At 51.1% G+C, this 23,083-nt stretch carries 18 protein-coding genes and 1 pseudogene; 8 read left to right on the top strand and 11 right to left on the bottom strand.

The genetic code is table 11. From position 1 onward, the window contains the following. Positions 1 to 44 precede the first annotated feature (44 nt). Positions 45 to 2,438: pseudogene (locus EC843_RS11490) on the top strand (family 20 glycosylhydrolase). Positions 2,439 to 2,478: 40 nt separating this feature from the next. Here EC843_RS11490 and ridA read toward each other — a convergent pair. The 6 genes from ridA to speFL all read right to left on the bottom strand — a co-directional run bounded on the left by ridA (position 2,479) and on the right by speFL (position 8,706). Beyond that, complete coding sequence (gene ridA, locus EC843_RS11485; protein WP_064543197.1) at positions 2,479 to 2,865, bottom strand: 2-iminobutanoate/2-iminopropanoate deaminase; 387 nt, start codon at positions 2,863 to 2,865, stop codon at positions 2,479 to 2,481. A gap of 111 nt (positions 2,866 to 2,976) precedes the next feature. Then, positions 2,977 to 3,438: an aspartate carbamoyltransferase regulatory subunit gene (gene pyrI, locus EC843_RS11480; protein ID WP_064543200.1), complete on the bottom strand. Its 462-nt coding sequence runs from the start codon at positions 3,436 to 3,438 to the stop codon at positions 2,977 to 2,979. Positions 3,439 to 3,455: 17 nt separating this feature from the next. Then, on the bottom strand, positions 3,456 to 4,388 hold the full coding sequence (pyrB, locus tag EC843_RS11475; RefSeq protein WP_064543203.1) for an aspartate carbamoyltransferase: 933 nt from the start codon (positions 4,386 to 4,388) through the stop codon (positions 3,456 to 3,458). Positions 4,389 to 4,672: 284 nt separating this feature from the next. Beyond that, on the bottom strand, positions 4,673 to 5,995 hold the full coding sequence (potE, locus tag EC843_RS11465; protein WP_064543205.1) for a putrescine-ornithine antiporter: 1,323 nt from the start codon (positions 5,993 to 5,995) through the stop codon (positions 4,673 to 4,675). 118 nt (positions 5,996 to 6,113) lie between these two features. Next, positions 6,114 to 8,276 carry an ornithine decarboxylase SpeF gene (speF, locus tag EC843_RS11460; RefSeq protein WP_064543210.1) on the bottom strand — a complete coding sequence of 721 codons (2,163 nt, stop codon included), beginning with the start codon at positions 8,274 to 8,276 and terminating at the stop codon, positions 6,114 to 6,116. A 325-nt stretch (positions 8,277 to 8,601) separates the two neighbouring features. Beyond that, positions 8,602 to 8,706 carry a leader peptide SpeFL gene (gene speFL / locus EC843_RS11455; RefSeq protein WP_121814831.1) on the bottom strand — a complete coding sequence of 35 codons (105 nt, stop codon included), beginning with the start codon at positions 8,704 to 8,706 and terminating at the stop codon, positions 8,602 to 8,604. A gap of 626 nt (positions 8,707 to 9,332) precedes the next feature. Between speFL and EC843_RS11450 the strand changes: the two genes are divergently transcribed. Further along, positions 9,333 to 9,785 carry a YhcH/YjgK/YiaL family protein gene (locus EC843_RS11450; RefSeq protein WP_064543212.1) on the top strand — a complete coding sequence of 151 codons (453 nt, stop codon included), beginning with the start codon at positions 9,333 to 9,335 and terminating at the stop codon, positions 9,783 to 9,785. A gap of 95 nt (positions 9,786 to 9,880) precedes the next feature. On the opposite strand, the gene argF is transcribed toward EC843_RS11450, so the two are convergent. Continuing rightward, a complete protein-coding gene (gene argF, locus EC843_RS11445) occupies positions 9,881 to 10,885 on the bottom strand; it encodes an ornithine carbamoyltransferase (protein ID WP_133522272.1) in 1,005 nt (334 codons plus the stop codon). 164 nt (positions 10,886 to 11,049) lie between these two features. On the opposite strand from argF, the gene rraB reads away from it, so the two are divergent. The 6 genes from rraB to uhpT all read left to right on the top strand — a co-directional run bounded on the left by rraB (position 11,050) and on the right by uhpT (position 17,325). After that, positions 11,050 to 11,475, top strand: a complete 426-nt coding sequence (rraB, locus tag EC843_RS11440; protein ID WP_064543216.1) for a ribonuclease E inhibitor RraB — start codon at positions 11,050 to 11,052, stop codon at positions 11,473 to 11,475. A gap of 57 nt (positions 11,476 to 11,532) precedes the next feature. Continuing rightward, positions 11,533 to 12,309, top strand: coding sequence for a tRNA isopentenyl-2-thiomethyl-A-37 hydroxylase MiaE (locus EC843_RS11435; RefSeq protein WP_133522271.1), 777 nt, complete (start codon positions 11,533 to 11,535; stop codon positions 12,307 to 12,309). Between the two features lie 55 nt (positions 12,310 to 12,364). Next, the gene (gene uhpA, locus EC843_RS11430; RefSeq protein ID WP_064543220.1) at positions 12,365 to 12,955 is read left to right on the top strand and encodes a transcriptional regulator UhpA; all 591 of its coding nucleotides are present in this window, start codon (positions 12,365 to 12,367) and stop codon (positions 12,953 to 12,955) included. Further along, complete coding sequence (gene uhpB / locus EC843_RS11425) at positions 12,955 to 14,457, top strand: signal transduction histidine-protein kinase/phosphatase UhpB (protein WP_064543223.1); 1,503 nt, start codon at positions 12,955 to 12,957, stop codon at positions 14,455 to 14,457. Before uhpA ends, uhpB begins: the two co-directional genes overlap by 1 nt. Before the next feature lie 9 nt (positions 14,458 to 14,466). Further along, the gene (locus tag EC843_RS11420; RefSeq protein WP_133522270.1) at positions 14,467 to 15,795 is read left to right on the top strand and encodes an MFS transporter; all 1,329 of its coding nucleotides are present in this window, start codon (positions 14,467 to 14,469) and stop codon (positions 15,793 to 15,795) included. Positions 15,796 to 15,933: 138 nt separating this feature from the next. Then, a complete protein-coding gene (gene uhpT, locus EC843_RS11415; protein ID WP_064543227.1) occupies positions 15,934 to 17,325 on the top strand; it encodes a hexose-6-phosphate:phosphate antiporter in 1,392 nt (463 codons plus the stop codon). Between the two features lie 66 nt (positions 17,326 to 17,391). Here uhpT and EC843_RS11410 read toward each other — a convergent pair whose 3' ends face one another. The 4 genes from EC843_RS11410 to pepA all read right to left on the bottom strand — a co-directional run bounded on the left by EC843_RS11410 (position 17,392) and on the right by pepA (position 22,962). Next, positions 17,392 to 17,895 carry a GNAT family N-acetyltransferase gene (locus EC843_RS11410; RefSeq protein WP_133522269.1) on the bottom strand — a complete coding sequence of 168 codons (504 nt, stop codon included), beginning with the start codon at positions 17,893 to 17,895 and terminating at the stop codon, positions 17,392 to 17,394. A gap of 119 nt (positions 17,896 to 18,014) precedes the next feature. Further along, the gene (locus tag EC843_RS11405; protein ID WP_121814836.1) at positions 18,015 to 20,870 is read right to left on the bottom strand and encodes a valine--tRNA ligase; all 2,856 of its coding nucleotides are present in this window, start codon (positions 20,868 to 20,870) and stop codon (positions 18,015 to 18,017) included. Positions 20,871 to 20,876: 6 nt separating this feature from the next. Continuing rightward, complete coding sequence (locus EC843_RS11400) at positions 20,877 to 21,335, bottom strand: DNA polymerase III subunit chi (protein ID WP_064543234.1); 459 nt, start codon at positions 21,333 to 21,335, stop codon at positions 20,877 to 20,879. Positions 21,336 to 21,450: 115 nt separating this feature from the next. Then, positions 21,451 to 22,962: a leucyl aminopeptidase gene (gene pepA / locus EC843_RS11395; RefSeq protein ID WP_064543236.1), complete on the bottom strand. Its 1,512-nt coding sequence runs from the start codon at positions 22,960 to 22,962 to the stop codon at positions 21,451 to 21,453. Positions 22,963 to 23,083 lie beyond the last annotated feature (121 nt).

The following is a 23,083-nucleotide window of genomic DNA, read 5'->3' as shown; positions in this document are numbered from 1 at the left end:
TTGTTTTTGCTTTTTTCTGGCCCGTCACTGTTAAAGGAATATTCATGTTTAAATCAATTCGTTTGAGCCTGCTGGCGGGTTGCATCGCTGCAACTTGTCAGGCTTGGGCGGCACCGGCAGGCGATTTGCCGCTGATGCCCTGGCCGCAGCAGGTCGATCGCCCTTCAGCGGAAGGGACGCTGGTTATCGATAATGCCATTTCCATAAAAATCACTGGCGACAAACTGCCTGGTGCCACCGAACGCTGGCGTCAGCGCATTTCCCGGCAAACTGGCTGGCAGCTACAACCGGCACAAACCAACCCTGCAAAACCCACCATCGACATTCAAATCAAACAAGCGGTTGCTCCACTCCCTAAACTCGACAGCGATGAAAGCTACGAATTAAGCGTTACCGCAGACGGTGTGAAACTGACGGCGAATAGCCGTTTTGGTGCCTTGCGCGGCATGGAAACCTTATTACAGCTGATTCAAAACGGCCCAGAAAACACCGCCATCCCGTTTGTTGCGATTAAAGACCAGCCGCGCTTCCCGTGGCGTGGGTTGCTCCTCGACTCCGCTCGTCACTTCATGCCAGTCAACGATATTCTGCGCCAGTTGGATGGCATGGCCGCCGCGAAAATGAACGTCTTTCACTGGCATTTAACCGACGACCAGGGCTGGCGTTTTGCCTCAACCGCCTATCCAAAATTGCAGCAACTGGCCAGCGATGGGGACTTTTACACCCAGGCACAGATGAACGAAGTGGTGCGCTATGCAACATCGCTCGGTATCCGCGTGGTGCCAGAAATGGATCTTCCAGGGCACGCTTCAGCCATTGCTGTGGCCTATCCGGAATTAATGAGCGCGCCGGGGCCGTATCAAATGGAACGCCATTGGGGCGTGTTAAAACCGCTGCTGAACCCGACCAACGAAGCCGCCTATAAATTTGTTGATACGCTGATTGGTGAGCTGACCGCAATTTTCCCGGACAGCTATCTGCACATCGGTGGTGATGAAGTTGATGACTCACAGTGGAAAGCTTCGCCAGAAATTCAGGCGTTTATGAAGCAGCATAATTTGGCCGACACCCACGCTTTGCAAACTTACTTCAACCAACGGCTGGAAAAGATCCTCGAAAAACATCATCGCCAGATGATGGGCTGGGATGAGATCTACCATCCGGATCTGCCGAAAAATATCCTGATCCAATCATGGCAAGGGCAGGACGCACTTGGTGCTGTGGCAGCCAACGGCTACAAAGGGATCTTGTCGACCGGCTTCTATGTTGATCAACCGCAGGCGACCGCTTACCACTATCGCAACGAGATCCTGCCGCAAGGGTTGAACGGTATCGACAAAATTAGCGAATCCGACAGCGCCCAAAGCTGGTTCTTCAGTATGCCGCGTCTGAAAGGCAGTGCCGTAGAAGGGAGTTTCACCCTGGTGAGTGGCCAAAGCGGGTGGCGTGGGTTTATCGATTTTAAAGGAAAGTCCCGTCGTGCGGTGCGTGATGTTGACTGGTTGAGCCCGACTCAGGTGACTTTTACCGTCGATACCTGGATGGGGGAAACCCGCCCGGTATTAACGCTTGATAAAGACAAATTGAGCGGCTATTTGCTGGTGGGCAACGTACGTTATCCGGCAACTGGCCAGAAACTGGATGATGTGCCAGACGGCATCCAGCCTGTGGTGCCAACGCCTGAACAGATGAACAATATTCTGGGTGGCGAAGCGGCGCTGTGGGCTGAAAACGTGATATCGCCATTGCTGGATATCAAGTTGTGGCCACGGACTTTTGCGGTGGCAGAGCGTTTATGGTCGACGGAAGACGTGAAAGATGTCGACAATATGTACCAGCGTATGCAGGCGATCGACGCCTGGTCGACCGTTTCTGTGGGTTTGCAGCAGCACGCAGCGGCAGTGCGGCAAATGACACGCCTGGCGGGGACGGCGGAGATTATGCCGTTGCAAATTCTGGCTCAGGCGGTTGAACCGGCGCAGTACTACACGCGCCAGCATCTGAAATTCCAGGCCGGAAACTATCATCACTTTGAGCCGCTAAACCGTTTTGCTGATGCGTTAGGTGCGCAAAGCAGCTAGGTGCGTGCGCTGGATATGTGGGTCGATAAACTGATTGCTGACCCGGAAGATAACAACAGTGTCGATTCCCTGCGCCATACCTTTGCGCGCTGGCAAAGTAACACGCCGGATGTGCTGGAGTTGATCGACGGTAATTATCAGCTCAAGGCGCTAAAACCGGTGGCGGAAAACGTCGATAAACTGGCGGGAATAGGGCTGCGTCTGACGGATTTGGTGGCTAGACAGGGCACGCTGAGCGCTGATGAAGTTCAGGGGATTCAGAAACAGCTCGATGATGCAGCACAAACGCAAGATGAAGTGGTGATTGCGGCGGTGTATCCGTTGCAAAAATTATTGCGGGCGAGTGTGAAACCGTAATTATTTAAAAGGCCGCGTTTGCGGCCTTTTGACTGAAACGTTAGCGGCGAATCGCAATCGCTTCGATTTCAATCTTCACATCTTTAGGCAGACGAGCCACTTCCACGCAAGAACGCGCCGGGAAAGAAGCTTTATGCTCATTAAAGAAGGCTTCGTAAGTCGCATTCACGGTAGCGAAGTCGTTCAGGTCTTTAACGAAAACGGTGGTTTTCACGATATCGCCCACTTTCAGGCCAGCCGCTTCAACAATCGCCTGCACGTTTTCCAGAGACTGACGCGCTTGCGCTGCTACGTCTTCCGGTACGGTGCCAGTTTTTGGGTTCACTGGGATCTGACCTGAAGTGATAATCATGCTGCCCAGGTCTACACCCTGAACATATGGGCCGATAGCTGCAGGTGCGTTTTCGGTGCTGATAATACGAGACATATTAATTCCTTCAATAAAGTTCGTAGATGCTTGAGTCGTGGATGGCGTTTATCCATCCTACAAACAAAAAGCTCCCGTCCATTATAGGGACGAGAGCTTAAGCGGCAATGATTAATCAGCCAGCACAACGTAATGTGCGAACTCCTTCTCACAATATTTGCATTTGAGGCTGATGCTTTCGTCGCGCTTTTTCACTGCGAATGAAGAATGAACAGGTTCGCTGCGGCTGATGCAGTTGGTATTCGGGCAAACCAGCACTTTATCAATACGTGAAGGCAGGCTTGGTTTGCTTTTGCCGACCACTTCATATTCATCAATACGGTTGACGGTGGCATGCGGTGCATACAGCGCCAGTTGGTTAACTTGTTCGTCCGTCAGGAAGGTATTTTCTATTTTAATCAGGTCTTTACGGCCCTGTTCGCGAGAAGGCAAGTTCAGGCCAATAGTGATGCGCTGGTCGGTTTCCGTTAACTGGAAGAGAGTCAGCAGCTTAAAGCCTACCAGGGCAGGAATATGATCGATAACCGTGCCGCGTTTAATCGCTTCCACTTGTAATTTGTTGTCGTGTGTCATCTTAATCTTCCTCTCACTCAAACCAGTTCAGGTTGCAAAACTAACGCCAGCAGAGCCTGGCGGGCATAAATACCGTTGCCTGCCTGCTGGAAATACCAGGCGTGGGATGTTTTGTCGACATCAGTCGTAATTTCATCAATGCGTGGCAGCGGGTGCAGGACTTTCATGTTTTCGCGAGCATCGACCAGATCGGCCGCGCGCAGCACAAACTGTGCCTTCACGTTGGCGTATTCAGATGGGTCAAGACGCTCTTTCTGGACTCGCGTCATGTACAGAATATCCAGATCGGCGACCACATCGTCGATAGCTTCATGGCAGCTCCAGGCAATCCCTTTTTCATCCAGCATATCGAGAATGTACTTCGGCATCGCCAGCGCATTTGGTGCGATGAAGTAGAAGCGGTTACCTTCAAATTTCGCCAGTGCCTGCGCCAGAGAATGCACGGTGCGGCCATATTTCAGGTCACCGACCATCGCGATGTTCAGGTTTTCCAGACGGCCCTGCGTTTCCTGGATGGTGAACAAATCCAGCAGCGTTTGAGTTGGGTGCTGGTTGGCACCGTCACCAGCATTCAGCACCGGAATGTTGCCAGAGAATTCAGTCGCCAGGCGTGCAGCCCCTTCTTGCGGGTGCCGCATGACGATGGCGTCAACGTAAGTGCTGATCACCGAAATGGTATCGGCCAGCGTTTCGCCTTTTTTACCCAGCGACGTGTTGCTGCTGTCCGAGAACCCGACAACTGACGCGCCGAGGCGGTGCATTGCGGTTTCAAAAGAGAGGCGTGTACGCGTTGAAGCTTCAAAGAAACAACTGGCAACAACGATATGCTTTAACAGTTCCGGCTGCGGGTTGGCTTTCAGTTTTGCCGCGGTCGCGAGCACTAGTTCAAGCTCTTCACGACTGAGATCGTTTATGGAAATGATATGTTTTTGATATAGGGGGTTAGCCATGGTTATCTCCTGCTCTCGGGCGTCGGGCAAAAAAAAAGGCCCCTCAACGAGGGGCCTTTGGAATTGATTGAAGCAACGGAAAGAAAAACAGATTCGCGCCGTCTTTTAGACGACGTGGTGTGGCAATTTTTTGAACACACTTGACCATGCTTCCTCCCGGCAAATTGTGGCGCATTATACGCGTGTAAGGGGACACTTCAAGCGATTAATTCACATATTTTAGCTATTCGCAATCGGTTGCTGTGGATACTTACCCGCTATAAATGCGCCAGTGATTTGTTCAATCACACACCGGTTTTACGCAGTTCAAAACGCGGAGAGATAAGGCCATATAGTGTCCAGCCGAGGAAAGTCACGATGGCACCATACATCATCGCTTCTTCACCGGAAGAATACAGAGCGTAGAAGCTATACATCGCGCCAATGAATGCGAAGATGTTGGCAAGACGCGCTTTACTCGGTTCCACTTTCGCCACTTTCTGGATAATGACCAACGCCGCCATCGACAGGATGTAAGGGATAATATTGGTCACTACGGCCAGGTTAACCAGCACGTTGAACTGTTTGTTCAGCGATGGGCTGATGGTCATCAAAGACAACACTGACTGGATGATAACGATAACGATCATCCCTTTCACTGGTGCTTCTGCTTTGGTTAATTTAGAGAAAACTTTCGGGAAATAACCTTCGTCAGCAGAAGATTTGAATACTTGAGCGATAGTGAACTGCCAGCCCAACAGTGAACCTACGCAGGACATAATCATCAATGCCATGATGATTTTACCGACGCCAGGGGTAAACATCTGAGCAAAGGCTAAACCAAACGGAGCGGTTGAGTTTGCCAAATCCATGTTTGGCACAATACCGGCGATCACGTTAGTCGAAATAATGTAGATAACCGCAGCGCCCAGCGTCCCGCCTAATACGGCGATAGGTACGTTACGCTCTGGGTTTTCAACAACATCGGTGTTTGCACAGGCAGATTCTAAACCCAAGAAGGCCCACAGCGTCATGGCGATAGAAGAACCGATGGCTTCAAAAACAGGAAGATGATGCGGGTTCCAGGAGGCCACATACATTGATGGACTGAACCAGAACCAACCAATGATTGAGATGCCCAGTACAGGAATAATTACGCCCCAAACGGTCACGCCACTAATACGCCCGGTAATGCGTGCACCGCCAAAGTTTGCAACTGTCGCCAGCCACAACACCCCGATGGTTGCAATACAAATTCCGATTGGCGATAACGTGGCATCCAATAATTCGGTGCCGTAACCCACTGCAGAAATCGCAATCGCGACGTTGGCAATGAGTAATGAAACCCCGTAAGTGTAGTTCGCCATGAAGTTACCAGATTTGCCAAAGGCATATTCTGCGTAACCGCCCATGCCACCTGATTTGCGGCTGAACATCCCACATTTAGCGAAGGCGTAAGCCAGGGCCATCGAGCCCAATGCCGTCACTAACCATGAAACGATTGAAAGTGTGCCCACTTCCGCTAATTTGGTCGGCAACATGATGATCCCTGATCCCATCATGTTAACTGCTGTCAAAATTGTGAGCTGAACGACGCCCATTTTGTTGCTGCCCTTAGACGTACTCATAATCTGTTCCTTTAATAAACTTGAGTTGTGAAGAACCGAAAAATCACGGTTCTTCACTGTTTCTTTTTATGGGAAAATCAGTTTTTGCCAGTAACGCTGACGCCTGCTGATTTCAGATTTATTGTTTAATAACATAGCCATAAGCGCGTTTTTTACGGTCATCATCCAGTTTGATATAGACACCCTGTAATTCAGGAGCAAAGCCTGGTAACAGATTGATCCCTTCTTCCAGCGCCAGGAAATAACGCTGCACAGAACCGCCCCAGATTTCGCCTGGAACCACACATAAAACACCTGGAGGATATGGCAGAGCACCTTCAGCAGCGATGCGGCCTTCAACCTGAGATAACGCCACTAATTCAACGTTACCGCGCACAAACTCAATGTTTGCCTGTTGAGGATTCATCACGACTTTCGGGAAGTGGTCTTTACGGAACATCTCTTTTTGCAGCTGTTTGACGTTATGGCTGACGTACAAATCGTGCATTTCCTGGCACAACTGACGGATGGTGTAGCCCTGATAGCGTTCTTCGTAGGTTTTATAGATTGATGGCAGAACTTCAGATAACGGCGCATCTTCTTCAATCAGGCGCTCAAAACGGGAAATTTGAGCAACAAGATGCTGCATTTTTGCCATGTCTTCGGCAGGTGTCATCAGGAACAGAATGGAGTTGAGGTCGCATTTCTCCGGGACAATGCCGTTCTCGCGCAGGAAGTTGGCGAGGATAGTCGCTGGTACGCCGAAGCTATCGTATTCACCGGTCTGAACGTTGATACCCGGAGTGGTCAGCATCAGTTTGCATGGGTCAACGAAGTATTGGTGCTCGGCGTAGTTATCAAATGAGTGCCAGCGTTCGCCTGGGATGAAGTTAAAGAAGCGCAGGTCGTTTGCCATGGTTTCGGTATCAAACTCTTCCCACTTACGGCCATCAATAGTTTCTGGTACGAACGGACGAATATGTTTGCAGAGTTTTAACAGCAGCTTGCGGGTCTCAATCCCGACTTTTACGCAGTCCATCCACATACGTTTACCGCTTTCGCCTTCATGCATTTTGGCGTTAACGTCAAGGGCGGCAAACAGCGGATAGAACGGGCTGGTGGAAGCGTGCATCATAAACGCATTGTTCATACGCTTATGATTGACATAGCGATCTTGCCCTTTGATATGCTTGTCTTTTTTATGAATTTGCGAAGTCTGAGAGAAGCCAGCTTGCTGTTTATGTACGGATTGTGTGACCAGAATGCCTGGGTCATTTTCATTTAATTCAAGCAGCAGAGGTGAACAGTCGTTCATCATCGGAATGAATTGCTCATAACCTACCCATGCAGAATCAAACAGGATGTAGTCACACAGATGACCAATCTTATCAACGACCTGGCGTGCGTTATAAATAGTGCCGTCGTAAGTGCCCAACTGGATAACGGCCAGGCGGAATGGACGTTTCTCAGCACCTCGATTTGGTGCAACTTCACGCACTAAATCACGGAGATATTTCTCTTCAAAACAGTGAGCATCAATACCACCGATAAATCCGAACGGGTTACGAGCTGTTTCCAGATAAACTGGTGTAGCGCCCGCCTGAATCAATGCACCATGGTGGTTGGATTTATGGTTATTACGGTCAAATAACACCAGATCGCCCGGTGCCAGTAATGCGTTCAACACCACTTTGTTAGAAGAAGAAGTCCCGTTTAAGACAAAGTAGGTTTTATCAGCGTTAAACACTTTCGCTGCGTGCATCTGTGCAGTACACGGAGCGCCTTCATGGATCAGTAAATCACCCATGGAGACGTCAGCATTACAAAGGTCAGAGCGGAAAAGCGTTTCACCAAAGTAATCAAAGAATTGGCGTCCAGCCGGGTGACGGCGGAAGAATTGGCCGCCCTGGTGTCCCGGGCAGTCGAAGGCAGCATTACCCTGCTGCACATATTCCACCAGGCTGCCAAAGAACGGTGGTAGCACTTCTTTTTCATATTTAACCGCTGCGGCTTCCAGCTGTTTGCCATAGAAATCCACATTTCCATCGCACAGTTCAAACACGCCAGTAACGCGAGGTAGCACTTCGGCTGGTAACTCTTCTTCGCAGCAAACGGCGACAAAGATTGGAATACCAAAACCCGTCTGTTCAATGGTATCTAACATACCTGATGTTGCATCTTTTACGGAAATGACGGCGGCCGACACATCAGTAAAATTAGTATTTGTTATCTCGACGATTTCACGTTCGGTACTAAAGCATTCAGTCGCGCTGGTATTAACTGCTATTTTTAATTTTTCCATTTTGACTTTGTTCTCTTGTATTTTGAATAATTGAAATTTTGGTATGACATGGTCGTCAGATATTCCCCACAGGGAATCCGATGTTTATTATTTTTTTAAAGACAATAACTACCCGCAATAATTCTTATTATTGAATTACTGATATGAGTCGATATATGTCAGGTGATTGATTCACCGGATTGGCTAAAAGCTAATTTGGATAGTCAAATGCCATACGCAAAACGAAAGATAATAGTATCTATATTCAACAGCTTACTTTATTTATCAGTGTTTAGAGACAAGCAGGCACGAGTATCCACAAAAGCAGATGCCGTGGGGGAGGGGTTTACTTAGAGTTGAAAAGATGAAAATCAAAACAGCTACGGTGTATTAGCATCATAATATGCGTAACACGTCGTATGTGTGGCATGGATTTATTATTGTTTTCCATTTCTCTATTTCCTTATATGGTGGGAAATCGAGGTCATTGTAATCATGAGAAGATATAAAACTGTGACATTTGTCACTAATGGTTTTAGTGTTAAAAATAAAACAATGTTTTTATTTAAGTCAAATGAATAAAATATCGTTTATCAGGGTTGCTGAAATGTGAAGTTATTATTATGCGAGTGGTGAGTATTAAATAAATAGCCACGAAGCATCAGGAACATTCGCACCCATTATTGAAAATGAACCCCGTAAAGCATCATGGGTGATAACAAGATGAAATCTTAATGTTAATCGTTTGTCACAATGGTAGATTTTCATGATCTACATAATGATTCATTTTTTATATCTGTTTTCGCATGTTTATTCACTCAAATTATCTAAGCAATAAATGCTGTGTAGTTTGAATTTTATGAAGCATATCTCTGCATGTTGATCGTTTAATGGCTTTTATCTGCTGTTTTTTTCTGTTTACGGTGTCTGGCACCCGCGCTGAAAAAGGTCAAAAACGGTGTAAGTAGAATTTTTTAAGATGCAGCACAGGTTTTCATAAAAAACTCGTAGCGGTAGAAGATGAATGCTCGTATAAATACCATAATAAAACATCGTTTCAAAAAAAAGGTATCGAACATGATTATTGGCAACATTCATTCTTTGCAATCCTGGCTGCCGGAAGAACTGCGTCAGGCAATTGAACACGTGAAACAACACATCACTCCAGAAACACCACTTGGTAAACATGACATCGACGGTAACCGCCTGTTTATGCTGGTTTCTGAAGATTCCACACAACCAATCGAAGACCGCCCTGCGGAGTTTCACCAGCGCTATCTGGATATCCAGATTGTGATGAAGGGTCAGGAAGGGATGACGTTTAGCTGTCAGCCTGCGGGCGCGCCTGAGACTGACTTGTTGGCGGAAAAAGACATCGCGTTTCTGCCAGAAGGTGTGCAGGAAAAAACCATTATCATGAATGAAGGGGATTTCGTGGTGTTCTACCCAGGCGAAGTTCACAAACCACTGTGCGCGGTGGGCAAACCCGCGCCGGTGCGTAAAGTTGTGGTGAAGATGTTGGTAGGATAAGGGAATTTTCACCCTCACCCTGGCCCTCTCCCTGAGGGAGAGGGGACTGGCTTTCTCCCTCGCCCCTTTGGGGAGAGGGCCGGGGTGAGGGGATGTTACTTAACCAGCGTCGCCACCATCACCGCTTTAATGGTGTGCATGCGGTTTTCAGCCTGAGAGAACACCACGCTGTTTGGCGATTCAAACACTTCATCCGTCACTTCCATGCCACCGTGCAGACCATATTGTTCCGCCATTTGTTTACCAAGTGTCGTTTGGTCGTCGTGGAATGCAGGCAGGCAATGCAGGAATTTCACCTCAGGATTGCCAGTCAGCGCCAGCATTGCGCTATTGACCTGATAATCCCGTAACAGGCTGATACGCTCAGCCCACTTCTCTTTAGCCTCGCCCATCGACACCCATACATCGGTATAAATGAAATCGGCCCCTTTCACGCCCGCGGCAATATCTTCTGTCAGCGTGATATTCCCACCGTTGTGAGCCGCCAGAGCCTGGCATTCTGTCACCAGTTTTTCATCCGGCCAGCATGCTTTTGGAGCCACCAGGCGCAAATTCAGCCCGGTCAACGCGGCAGCTTCCAGCATCGAATTACCCATGTTATTACGCGCATCACCTGCATAAACCAGCGTCATCTGTTGGAAGGTCTTACCGGGCATTTGCTCCTGCATAGTCAGCAAATCTGCCAATAATTGCGTTGGGTGAAATTCGTTAGTCAGCCCGTTCCACACCGGCACACCGGCATACTGCGCCAGCGTTTCAACGATTTCCTGGCCATACCCGCGATACTGAATGCCATCGTACATCCGGCCTAATACGCGAGCCGTATCTTTAATTGATTCTTTATGCCCAATTTGGCTGCCGCTTGAGCCGAGCCAGGTGACTCGCGCGCCCTGGTCAAATGCGGCAACTTCGAAAGAGCACCTCGTACGAGTCGAGTCTTTTTCGAAGATGAGCGCAATATTTTTTCCAGTAAGATGCTGAACTTCAGTGCCTTTTTTCTTGTCACTTTTCAGTTTGGCAGACAGGGCAAGCAATTCTTGAAGTTGTGTAGGGGTGAAATCCAGTAATTTTAGAAAATGTTTTTGATAGAAATGACTCATATTTTCCTCTCATGGCACAAGCCAGTAATTGAATACAAATTCAATTTATATGTATGAATATTCATTTGCAACCCCGAAAGTAAAATCTTTAGCGGGAAAGGTGGAGGCAAACTCAGCCGTGTGTGAAAATAGAAGTATCTGCCGACAAAATTGAGGAAAGGGCCATGGCAAATCCAGAACTGCTGGAAGAGCAACGCGAAGAGACGCGTTTGATTATTGAAGAATTACTGGAAGACGGCAGCGATCCTGACGCGCTGTACACAATCGAGCATCACCTTTCCGCAGACGATTTCGAAACTCTTGAAAAAGCCGCTGTTGAGGCATTCAAAATGGGTTACGAAGTGACTGACCCTGAAGAGCTGGAAGTGGAAGAGGGTGACACCGTTATCTGCTGCGATGTGCTGAGCGAATGTGCGCTGAAAGCTGAACTGCTGGATGAGCAAGTTGAACAACTGCTGAACCTCGCCGAGAAATTCGGTGTGGATTATGACGGTTGGGGCACTTACTTCGAAGACCCGAACGGCGAAGAGGGTGAAGAAGGCGATGACGAAGATTTATTAGACGAAGATGACGACGGCGTACGCCACTAATCTCTTCAGTGCAGCGGCGTAATGCCGCTGCACATCAAGGAAAGACAATAATCCAATATGAACTACCCGCAACTCCTCTCCCCGGTACTCAATTTCCTGCATTGCCCAACGCCTGACGCCTGGATTGAAAAAGCCCGGCAGCCTGAGTATTTACCTCTGTTGCTCACCGACCATCTGGTATGCGAACTCAAAGCGGCGCAAACCGCCATGTTCCTGATTCGTAAATATGTCGCCGATAAGAGTAGCGCGCAGGTTTTACTTGATTGGCTAAAACCTTACGAAGATTTCACTTTCCGTGAAGGCAAAGAACCTGATTTTGTCGCGCTGCATAAAAGCCTGAGTAAAAGCGTGATGCCAAAAACGCAAAACGCCTGGGGTCAGCAACTCATCGACAGCATGGTTTTGTTGATTAAAGAAGAGCTGCACCACTTCTTTCAGGTGCGCGAGATCATGCTCGCTCGCAATATTCCCTACGTTAAAATCACGGCCAGCCGTTATGCCAAAGGCTTACTGAGCGAAACACGTACCCATGAGCCAGTGATGCTGGTGGATAAATTGATTTGTGGGGCGTATATAGAGGCGCGATCTTGTGAGCGCTTTGCTGCACTGGCGCCCCATCTGGATGATGAGCTACAGAAATTCTATTTGTCGCTGCTGCGTTCAGAAGCCCGGCATTATCAGGATTATTTAGCGTTAGCTGAAAAGATTGCTGGTGGGGATATTAGTGAACGAGTGCGTTTCTTTGGTGATATAGAAGCAGCTTTAATTAGCAGCCCGGATAACGAATTTCGGTTTCATAGTGGTGTGCCTGGCGGTCAATCGCTTAAGGCTTGAACAGCAACACGCTTATCGCTAAGGTAAGCGCGTTTTTACCTTCCTGGAAAGTATCATGATAACCATCGCCCTTATTGACGACCACCTCATCGTCCGCTCCGGCTTTGCGCAGCTATTGGGGCTGGAGCCGGACTTTCAGATTGTGGTTGAGTTCGGCTCCGGGCGCGAAGCGCTGGCTGGGCTGCCGGGCCGCGGTGTGCAGGTGTGTATTTGTGACATCTCGATGCCGGATATTTCCGGGCTGGAACTGCTCGGCCAACTGCCAAAAGGAATGGCGACCATTATGCTGTCGGTGCACGACAGTCCGGCTTTGGTGGAGCAGGCTTTAAACGCAGGCGCACGTGGCTTTCTGTCTAAACGCTGTAGCCCGGATGAGCTGATTGCCGCCGTCCGTACGGTGGCGACAGGTGGCTGCTATCTGACGCCGGACATCGCCATCAAACTGGCGGCCGGACGGCAGGATCCGTTAACCAAACGCGAGCGTCAGGTAGCCGAAAAGCTAGCCCAGGGCATGGCGGTCAAAGAGATCGCCACTGAGCTTGGACTATCGCCAAAGACGGTTCACGTCCATCGTGCCAATCTGATGGAAAAACTCGGCGTCAGTAACGACGTTGGGTTGGCTCACCACCTGTTTGATGGATGGTGATGCAACCCTTTTTCTCCCGGTTTATTTCCGTCGTCGCCAGCTTTTTTATCTTCACGGCCAGCTGGTTTTGCCTGTGGAGTATCAGCCTGCATTTGGTGGAACGGCCCGATCTGGCAGTATTGCTATTTCCCTTTGGGCTGCGTTTGGGCCTGATGCTGCAGTGTCCACGTGGTTACTGGCCCGTGTTGCTCGGCGCGGAATGGGTGATGCTTGGCTGGCTGGCGCAGGAAGTGGCTCTGACGCATGTTCCGTTGCTAATGATTGGCGGTGTGCTAACCGTCCTGCCAGTCGCGCTGATTTCCCGCTACCGCCATCAGCGTGACTGGCGCACTTTACTCCGTCAGGGCGGGGCGCTGATTGCCGCCGCACTGTTGCAGTCACTGCCGTGGATCGGGCAAGGACAGGAGACGCTGAACGCGTTGCTGATCACACTGACCGGCGGGCTAACTCTGGCCCCAACCTGCCTTGTCATCTGGCACTACCTCACCAGTACCGTCTGGCAGCCGCTGGGACCTGGATTGGTTTCACAACCAGTAAACTGGCGTGCCCGCCACCTTATCTGGTACCTGTTACTGTTTGTGCTCAGCTTGTGGTTACAGCTCGGGCTACCTGATGAACTTGCTCGCTTTACGCCGTTCTGCCTGGCGTTGCCGATTATCGCCCTTGCCTGGCACTACGGCTGGCAGGGCGCGCTGATCGCGACGTTGATGAATGCCATCGCGTTAATCGCCAGCCAGACCTGGCACGATCATCCTGTGGATTTACTCCTCTCGCTGCTGGCTCAAAGCCTGACCGGACTTCTGCTGGGGGCGGGGATCCAGCGCCTGCGTGAACTTAATCAGTCCCTGCAAACCGAACTGGTGCGTAACCGTCGTCTTGCTGAACGCTTGCTGGAAACCGAAGAGAGTGTGCGGCGCGACGTGGCTCGTGAGCTACATGACGACATCGGCCAGACCATTACCGCAATTCGTACCCAGGCGGGTATTGTGCAGCGACTGGCGCAGGGCAATGACGGGGTCAAGATGGGGGGATTGCACATCGAACAGTTATCCCTTGGGATTTATGATTCGGTACGCCGTCTGCTGGGAAGACTGCGTCCACGCCAGTTGGATGATTTATCTCTGGAGCAGGCAATTCGCTCGTTGATGCGTGAAATGGAGCTGGAAAGTCGGGGCATCATCAGCCATCTCGACTGGCAAATTGACGAACCGCTGCTGAGCGAAAGCCAACGAGTGACACTGTTCCGCGTTTGCCAGGAAGGGTTAAACAACATTGTGAAGCACGCTAGCGCTAGCGCGGTAACGATTCAAGGCTGGCAGCAAGATGAGCGGCTGATGCTGGTGATTGAAGATGACGGCAGCGGCCTGCCTACCGAATCCGGGCAGCAAGGCTTCGGCCTGACGGGCATGTGCGAACGTGTGACAGCGCTCGGTGGAACTCTCAATATTTCCTGCACTTACGGCACTCGCGTAAGCGTAAATTTGCCATTGCGATACACCTAAGGACTGACGATGCTCACTTTTCTGAAAGTCCCCCCGGCGGCTACGCCTGTCAGCGGTAAAGCCGAAATTGACGAGCGCTATCGCTACTGGCGTCGGCACATTCTGGTCACTATTTGGTTGGGTTATGCACTGTTTTACTTCACCCGTAAAAGCTTTAACGCCGCGGCACCGGAAATCCTCGCCAGCGGCGTGATGACGCGTACCGATATCGGCCTGCTGGCGACGTTGTTTTACATAACTTACGGGCTGTCGAAATTTGTATCCGGCATCGTCAGTGACCGATCCAACGCTCGTTATTTCATGGGAACAGGGTTAATCGCAACAGGTATTGTTAACATCCTTTTTGGTTTCTCGACCTCCCTTTGGGCATTTGCCTTGCTGTGGGTATTGAATGCTTTTTTCCAGGGCTGGGGCTCGCCGGTGTGCGCGCGATTGCTAACAGCATGGTACTCACGCACTGAACGCGGTGGCTGGTGGGCGGTATGGAATACTGCGCATAATGTCGGTGGGGCTCTAATCCCGATGGTGGTTGGGGCTGCAACACTGCATTACGGTTGGCGGGTGGGGATGATGATCGCCGGTTCGCTGGCTATTCTTGCTGGGCTATTTCTCTGTTGGCGTCTGCGAGATCGCCCGCAAACCGTTGGCTTGCCACCGATAGGTGACTGGCGGCATGACGAACTGGAAATCGCCCAACAGCAGGAAGGAACAGGGCTGACGCGTCGGGAAATCCTCTACAAATACGTTCTGGGGAATCCCTATATCTGGCTGCTGTCACTGTGTTATGTGCTGGTCTACGTGGTACGGGCGGCGATTAACGACTGGGGTAACCTCTACATGTCAGAGACTCTGGGCGTGGACTTGGTTACCGCCAACTCCGCGGTAACGATGTTTGAGTTGGGTGGGTTTATCGGCGCACTGGTGGCAGGGTGGGGATCGGACAAACTTTTCAACGGCAACCGCGGGCCAATGAATCTGATATTTGCCGCCGGAATTTTGCTTTCAGTAGGCTCGTTGTGGCTGATGCCATTTGCCAGCTACGTCATGCAGGCGGCCTGCTTCTTCACCACTGGTTTCTTTGTGTTTGGCCCGCAGATGCTTATCGGCATGGCGGCGGCGGAGTGCTCCCACAAAGAGGCCGCGGGGGCCGCTACCGGCTTCGTGGGCTTGTTCGCCTATCTCGGGGCATCACTCTCTGGATGGCCGCTGGCGAGGGTTATCGACATTTGGCACTGGAACGGTTTCTTCGCCGTAATCGCCATCGCCGCGGGGATCTCTGCACTGCTGTTGCTGCCATTTCTTAACGCCCAGTCCCCACGCACCTGCAGCGAAGCGTGATGCATCTCACCTTTTTACCTCGAATGGCGCAAAACTAAGAAATTTTCCAGGTTTCCCCTGGAAGCCATCTCAGGCCAAAGCTGCTGCTGATTTTTACAATACCTGCTATCACGCAGGTTTTTAAATCAGGAGTAATCCATGCTGGCCTTATTAAACCAGGTGCGCAAGCCGACCCTGGATCTGCCGCTCGATGTACGGCGCAAGATGTGGTTCAAACCGTTCATGCAGTCTTATCTGGTAGTTTTTATTGGCTACCTGACCATGTACCTGATCCGTAAGAACTTCAATATTGCGCAGAATGACATGATTTCGACCTACGGGCTGAGCATGACGCAACTGGGGATGATCGGCCTGGGCTTTTCCATCACCTACGGCGTGGGCAAAACCCTGGTTTCCTACTATGCAGATGGCAAAAACACTAAGCAATTCCTGCCGTTTATGCTGATCCTCTCCGCAATCTGTATGTTAGGTTTTAGCGCCAGTATGGGAGCGGGTTCTGTCAGCCTGTTTATGATGATTGCCTTCTACGCCCTGAGCGGCTTCTTCCAAAGCGCGGGTGGTTCGTGCAGCTATTCCACCATCACCAAATGGACGCCTCGCCGTAAGCGTGGAACCTACCTGGGGCTGTGGAATATCTCCCATAATCTGGGCGGTGCTGGCGCGGCGGGTGTGGCGCTGTTTGGCGCGAACGTCCTGTTCGACGGTCACGTGATTGGCATGTTTATCTTCCCGTCCATCATCGCGTTGGTTGTTGGCTTCATTGGCCTGCGATATGGCAGCGACTCCCCTGAATCTTACGGCTTGGGTAAAGCTGAAGAGCTGTTCAGCGAAGAACTCAGCGAAGAAGATAAAGTGACCGAAGATGAGTCGATGACCAAATGGCAGATCTTCGTTGAATACGTGTTGAAGAACAAAGTTATCTGGTTGCTATGCTTTTCCAACATCTTCCTCTACGTGGTGCGCATTGGCATCGATCAGTGGTCTACGGTTTACGCCTTCCAGGAGCTGAAGCTCTCTAAAGAAGTGGCGATTCAGGGCTTTACTCTGTTTGAAGTGGGGGCGTTGGTCGGCACATTGCTGTGGGGCTGGCTGTCGGATCTGGCGAATGGTCGCCGTGCGCTGGTCGCCTGTGTCGCACTGGCATTAATTATCGCTACCCTCGGCGTTTATCAGCACGCCAGCAACCAGTATGTCTACCTGACATCACTGTTCGCGCTGGGCTTTCTGGTGTTTGGCCCGCAGTTGCTGATTGGTGTAGCGGCGGTCGGTTTCGTTCCGAAAAAAGCCATCGGCGCGGCCGACGGAATTAAAGGAACCTTTGCTTATCTTATCGGTGACAGTTTCGCTAAATTGGGGCTGGGGATGATTGCCGATGGTACGCCAATCTTTGGCCTGACCGGCTGGGCAGGGACTTTCGCTGCACTGGATGCTGCTGCTATTGGCTGCATTGTACTGATGGCGATGGTCGCGATAATGGAAGAACGCAAAATCCGCCGCGATAAACGCATTCAGCGTTTAGCTACCCAGTAATAGTTGACAGTAATAGTTGAAGGGTTTGCTGGATCTAATGGATTCAGTAAACCCGTTTTCGAAGGGTTACAGAGACTTAATCATCCGCACTTCGCAATCCACGTGTCCAGTACAGCCAAGTGGTTCAGAAATATGTTCAAAGCCCAGGCGCTCATACAGTGCAATCGCTTCGGTCAGAAACGCAGTGGTTTCCAGATAGCAGCGTTTAAAACCCTCTTCGCGGGCGAAATCCATCGCCTGTAACGCCAGACGTTTTGCCAGACCTTTGCCACGAACCACCGGCAGGAAATACATCTTCTGCAATTCACAAATATCCGGCTCGCTACACATTAAAGGTGCGACACCTCCGCCACCGACCACTTTGCCATCCATTTCTACAATCCAGAAAGCATGCCCAGGTTGGCTATAAACCTGAAATAGCTCGTCCAGATTGGGATCGGCCACCGTGTAGCCTTTATCGGCAGTTAAACCATATTCAGCAGAGACTTCACGGATAACACGGGCAATAGCCGCATTATCGTGGGGGGTTATCCGGCGCAGAGCGATTTCAACCGGAGCTTCGATATTCATAAATTAGCTCGTGATTTATTAAAGAATATTCCGATTTAATAGCACTCCCCTCAGGAGGGTGCAAGCGTATAAAAAAGGCCGAGAAATTTCCCCGGCCTTTTAACTTTCAACCAACCTAATTACAGCGCGGCAATCGTCGCTTTCTGTTCAGTCAGTTTCACTTTAGCTTCGCCACAAGCAGCCAGACGTTCGCGTTCTTTCGCGACAACAGCTTCAGGCGCGCGTGCCACAAAGCCTTCGTTAGACAGCTTGTTTTCGATGGCTGTAATTTCAACATCCAGCTTCGCCATCTCTTTATCCAGACGTGCAAGTTCAGCCGCTTTGTCTACCAGACCCGCCATAGGGATCAGCAGCTCTGCACCTTCGATGATTTTAGTCACGGAAACCGGGCCTTTATCATCAGCAGGCAGCAGGGTGATGCTTTCCAGGCGCGCCAGGTTTTGCAGGAAGGTACGGTTCGCATTAACGCGACGTTCCGCTTCTGCACTGACGTTGCGCAGCAATACTGGCAGTGGTTTACCCGGAGAGATGTTCATCTCAGCACGAACGTTACGCACTGCGGTGATTGCCAGCTTCAGCCACTCGGTATCGGCAAACGCAGCTTCATCGTCCTGTGCGCTGTTATACGCCGGGAACGGTTGCAGCATGATGGTATCGTCGGTGATGCCTTTGAAGGTTTTCACGCGCTGCCAGATGGTTTCAGTGATGAATGGAATGATTGGATGCGCAAGACGCAGCAAACCTTCCAGCACGTTAATCAGCGTATTACGCGTGCCGCGCAATTCCGCTTCAGAGCCACTGTTCATGACCGGTTTGGTCAGCTCCAGATACCAGTCACAGAACTGGTTCCAGGTGAATTCATACAGAATGTTGGCAGCAATATCAAAGCGATAGCTGTCCAGCGCTTCACGGTACGCTTTCACCGTGCGGTTGAATTCCGCCAGAATCCAGCGGTCTGCCAGAGACAGAACCATTTCGCCGCCGTTAAAGCCGCAATCCTGGTCTTCGGTATTCATCATCACGAAACGGCTGGCGTTCCACAGCTTGTTACAGAAGTTACGGTAACCTTCCAGGCGCTTCATGTCCCAGTTGATATCGCGACCGGTAGAAGCCAGTGCAGCCAGCGTAAAGCGCAGTGCATCGGTGCCGTGTGGCTCAATGCCGTTCGGGAATTGCTTCTCGGTACGCTTACGGATTTTCTCAGCCAGTTGTGGCTGCATCATGTTACCGGTGCGTTTCTCAAGCAGGTCTTCCAGGGAAATACCGTCAACCATATCCAGCGGATCGATAACGTTACCCTTGGACTTGGACATTTTCTGCCCTTCGTCATCACGGATAAGACCGGTCATATAGACGGTTTTAAACGGAACCTGTGGTTTGCCGTCTTCATCTTTGATGAAGTGCATGGTCAGCATGATCATGCGTGCAATCCAGAAGAAGATGATGTCAAAGCCGCTGACCATCACGCTGGTCGGGTGGAAGGTGCGCAGCGCTTCGGTGTTTTCCGGCCAGCCGAGTGTGGAGAACGTCCACAGACCGGAGGAGAACCAGGTATCCAGTACGTCTTCGTCCTGGTTCAGAACAACGTCGTCGCTAAGATTGTTTTCAGCACGGACTTCCGCTTCGTTGCGGCCAACGTACACGTTGCCTTCAGCATCGTACCAGGCCGGGATACGGTGGCCCCACCACAGCTGACGAGAAATACACCAGTCCTGAATATCACGCATCCAGGAGAAGTACATGTTTTCGTACTGCTTCGGCACGAACTGAATGTCGCCTTGCTCAACCGCTTCAACCGCGACTTTCGCCAGCGGAGCAGTACGCACGTACCATTGGTCAGTCAGCATTGGCTCGATAACCACGCCGCCACGGTCGCCGTAAGGTACGGTCAGGTCGTGTGGTTTGACTTCTTCGAGCAGGCCCATTTCATCAAACGCCGCAACCACCGCTTTACGCGCGGCGAAACGTTCTAATTTCTGGAACTGAGCCGGGATTTCGTTGCTATACACATCGGCTTCTTCGCCGTTGGTATCAAACACTTCTGCCGTTTCGCGGATATCACCGTCGAAGGTCAGAATGTTGATCATTGGCAGGGCGTGACGACGGCCAACTTCGTAGTCGTTAAAGTCGTGTGCAGGCGTGATTTTCACGCAGCCGGTGCCTTTTTCCATGTCGGCGTGTTCGTCGCCAACAACTGGAATGCGGCGGTTAACCAGCGGCAGCACCACAAATTTACCAATCAAATCTTTATAACGCGGATCTTCCGGGTTCACGGCCACGCCAGTATCACCGAGTACGGTTTCTGGACGGGTGGTCGCAACAACCAGGTAATCTTTGCCATCAGCGGTTTTCGCGCCGTCAGCCAGCGGATAACGCAGGTGCCACATGGAACCTTTGGACTCGCGGTTTTCCACTTCCAGATCGGAAATTGCCGTGCGCAGTTTCGGGTCCCAGTTTACCAGGCGCTTGCCGCGATAAATCAGGTCTTCTTTGTACAGGCGAACGAACACTTCTTTCACCGCGTTGGACAGGCCTTCATCCATGGTGAAGCGTTCGCGCTCCCAGTCAACTGAGTTGCCGAGACGACGCATCTGACGGGTGATGGTGCCACCAGACTCTGCCTTCCACTGCCAAATTTTCTCGATAAAGGCGTCGCGGCCATAGTCGTGACGTGTTTTCCCTTCTTCGGCGGCAATTTTGCGCTCAACGACCATCTGGGTCGCGATGCCGGCGTGGTCAGTCCCCGCCTGCCACAGAGTATTTTTACCCTGCATGCGCTGGTAACGAATCATGGTATCCATGATCGTTTGCTGGAAGGCGTGACCCATATGCAAGCTGCCGGTAACGTTCGGCGGCGGGATCATGATGCAGAAGCTTTCCTGGCTGGTATCGCCATTTGGCTTAAAGTAGCCCTGCTGTTCCCAGTGCTCGTAAAGCGGCTGTTCGATATCTTGCGGGTTATATGTCTTTTCCATTGTCTGCTATGTCGTTCCCGGCGGGGTATGAGTCGCCGTAGTCAAGTGGAAACCAGCAACGCGATATGCTTTATAGCGATCGCGGGCCAGTTGTTTTTGAGTGTCTTCGTAAGGTACGAAGTCTATCACTTCATGGAAAGCGGTGGCAAAATCTGCGAACTGTGGCAACAGGCTAATCAGCACATCGCGGGCTGAACTCCCACGCCGCTGCGGCCAGGCCAATTCCACTGGGGCACCGTAACGCGGGCCTTCACCGGCAAGATTATGCGGTACAAACGCGTGCGCGTCGCGCTGCCAAAGAGCTTCATCCAGACGGATCGCTTGTTGTTCATCAACACAAGCAATCAGCAGGCGTTTTCCTGCGCGAAAGCTTTCTGCCGCCAGTTCACACACCAACGCTTCAACGGCACTCAACTCACCGGAAGGCGTGTCGTTGTCGAGCAGGTAGAACGTCGCGTTTTTCATTAAGCCAGCTTTTTCTATTGAATATGGACGCCCTCACCCTAACCCTCTCCCCCAGGAGAGGGAACATTCTTTTCACCCTCTCCTGGGGGAGAGGGTCGGGGTGAGGGGGAAACAATCACTCTTCGCCGTTAAACCCTGAACGGTTCAACAGGAATTGCGACAACAGTGCCACCGGACGACCGGTTGCCCCTTTCGCTTTACCTGAACGCCAGGCGGTACCTGCGATATCGAGGTGTGCCCAGTTGTACTTACGGGTAAAGCGCGACAGGAAGCAGGCTGCAGTGATAGCTCCGCCTGGACGGCCACCGATATTTGCCATATCAGCAAAATTGGTTTCCAACTGTTCCTGATACTCATCGGCAATCGGCAGACGCCACGCGCGGTCACCCGCTTGCTCAGAGGCGCTAATCAGCTCATGTGCCAGTGGGTTGTGATTCGACATCAAACCGGTGATGTGATGGCCCAGGGCAATCACACATGCGCCGGTAAGCGTTGCCACATCGATAACCACTTCAGGCTCGAAGCGCTCAACATAAGTCAGCACATCACACAGCACCAGACGGCCTTCCGCATCGGTATTCAATACTTCAACGGTCTGGCCAGACATCGTTGTCAGCACGTCGCCTGGGCGATACGCACGCCCGCCAGGCATGTTTTCACAGCCCGCCAGCACGCCGATAACGTTAATTGGCAGATTCAGTTCAGCCACCATACGCATCACGCCGTACACGGAAGCTGCGCCGCACATGTCGTATTTCATCTCATCCATGCCTTCGGCAGGTTTGATAGAAATACCACCGGAGTCGAACGTCAGGCCTTTACCGACCAGCACGATAGGGCGCACATCCGGTGAATTATTGCCTTTGTATTCGATTACGGACATCAGAGATTCGTTCTGGGAACCATCACCTACTGCGAGGTAAGAGTGCATGCCCAGCTCTTTCATCTGCTGCTCACCGATGACACGAGTGACCACATTTTTGCTGTAAGAATCAGCCAGTTGACGTGCCTGGGAAGCCAGGTATGCCGCGTTACAGATGTTTGGTGGCATATTGCCAAGATCTTTTGCTGCTTTAATACCGGCAGCAATCGCCAGACCATGCTGAATGGCGCGCTCGCCGCTGGTCAGTTCGCGACGGGTTGGCACGTTAAAGACCATTTTACGCAACGGGCGACGTGGCTCGCTTTTGTTGGTCTTGAGCTGATCGAAGCTATACAAGGACTCTTTTGCCGTTTCCACCGCCTGGCGTACTTTCCAGTAAGTGTTGCGGCCTTTAACGTGGAGTTCGGTCAGGAAGCAAACGGCTTCCATCGAACCCGTATCGTTTAGTGTATTGATCGTTTTTTGGATAACTTGCTTATACTGACGCTCGTCCAGTTCACGTTCTTTGCCACAGCCAATCAGCAGAATGCGCTCTGAGAGCACGTTCGGAACATGGTGAAGCAATAAAGTTTGGCCGGCTTTTCCCTCGAGCTCACCACGGCGCAAAAGCGCGCTGATGTAGCCATCGCTGATTTTATCGAGTTGTTCGGCGACCGGGGACAGGCGACGCGGTTCAAAGACTCCCACAACGATGCAGGCACTACGCTGTTTCTCGGGGCTACCGCTTTTTACACTGAACTCCATGCACTACGCTCCTGAATCTTAAAGACAACGACGGTGGCTACAGCTAGAATTACAAGCTTTCGTAACTCATGTCCGCGGTTGCGATGACTTCGTGTTAATCTTACGAGTATGTTTGTACTGT

Origin of the sequence: Buttiauxella sp. JUb87 (assembly GCF_004361975.1) — a bacterium.
Classification (GTDB): Bacteria; Pseudomonadota; Gammaproteobacteria; order Enterobacterales; family Enterobacteriaceae; genus Buttiauxella; species Buttiauxella ferragutiae.
This window is presented reverse-complemented; position numbering and strand designations above follow the sequence as displayed.

What these genes read in the sequence shown, in the direction of transcription:
- EC843_RS11435 (WP_133522271.1), top strand. Translation starts at nt 11,533, where the DNA reads ATGAACTACCCGCAACTCCTCTCCCCGGTACTCAATTTCCTGCATTGC.
- pepA (WP_064543236.1), bottom strand. Translation starts at nt 22,962, where the DNA reads ATGGAGTTCAGTGTAAAAAGCGGTAGCCCCGAGAAACAGCGTAGTGCC.
- argF (WP_133522272.1), bottom strand. Translation starts at nt 10,885, where the DNA reads ATGAGTCATTTCTATCAAAAACATTTTCTAAAATTACTGGATTTCACC.
- potE (WP_064543205.1), bottom strand. Translation starts at nt 5,995, where the DNA reads ATGAGTACGTCTAAGGGCAGCAACAAAATGGGCGTCGTTCAGCTCACA.
- uhpT (WP_064543227.1), top strand. Translation starts at nt 15,934, where the DNA reads ATGCTGGCCTTATTAAACCAGGTGCGCAAGCCGACCCTGGATCTGCCG.
- EC843_RS11420 (WP_133522270.1), top strand. Translation starts at nt 14,467, where the DNA reads ATGCTCACTTTTCTGAAAGTCCCCCCGGCGGCTACGCCTGTCAGCGGT.
- pyrI (WP_064543200.1), bottom strand. Translation starts at nt 3,438, where the DNA reads ATGACACACGACAACAAATTACAAGTGGAAGCGATTAAACGCGGCACG.
- EC843_RS11410 (WP_133522269.1), bottom strand. Translation starts at nt 17,895, where the DNA reads ATGAATATCGAAGCTCCGGTTGAAATCGCTCTGCGCCGGATAACCCCC.
- speF (WP_064543210.1), bottom strand. Translation starts at nt 8,276, where the DNA reads ATGGAAAAATTAAAAATAGCAGTTAATACCAGCGCGACTGAATGCTTT.
- ridA (WP_064543197.1), bottom strand. Translation starts at nt 2,865, where the DNA reads ATGTCTCGTATTATCAGCACCGAAAACGCACCTGCAGCTATCGGCCCA.
- uhpA (WP_064543220.1), top strand. Translation starts at nt 12,365, where the DNA reads ATGATAACCATCGCCCTTATTGACGACCACCTCATCGTCCGCTCCGGC.
- EC843_RS11400 (WP_064543234.1), bottom strand. Translation starts at nt 21,335, where the DNA reads ATGAAAAACGCGACGTTCTACCTGCTCGACAACGACACGCCTTCCGGT.
- uhpB (WP_064543223.1), top strand. Translation starts at nt 12,955, where the DNA reads ATGCAACCCTTTTTCTCCCGGTTTATTTCCGTCGTCGCCAGCTTTTTT.
- EC843_RS11450 (WP_064543212.1), top strand. Translation starts at nt 9,333, where the DNA reads ATGATTATTGGCAACATTCATTCTTTGCAATCCTGGCTGCCGGAAGAA.
- rraB (WP_064543216.1), top strand. Translation starts at nt 11,050, where the DNA reads ATGGCAAATCCAGAACTGCTGGAAGAGCAACGCGAAGAGACGCGTTTG.
- EC843_RS11405 (WP_121814836.1), bottom strand. Translation starts at nt 20,870, where the DNA reads ATGGAAAAGACATATAACCCGCAAGATATCGAACAGCCGCTTTACGAG.
- speFL (WP_121814831.1), bottom strand. Translation starts at nt 8,706, where the DNA reads ATGGAAAACAATAATAAATCCATGCCACACATACGACGTGTTACGCAT.
- pyrB (WP_064543203.1), bottom strand. Translation starts at nt 4,388, where the DNA reads ATGGCTAACCCCCTATATCAAAAACATATCATTTCCATAAACGATCTC.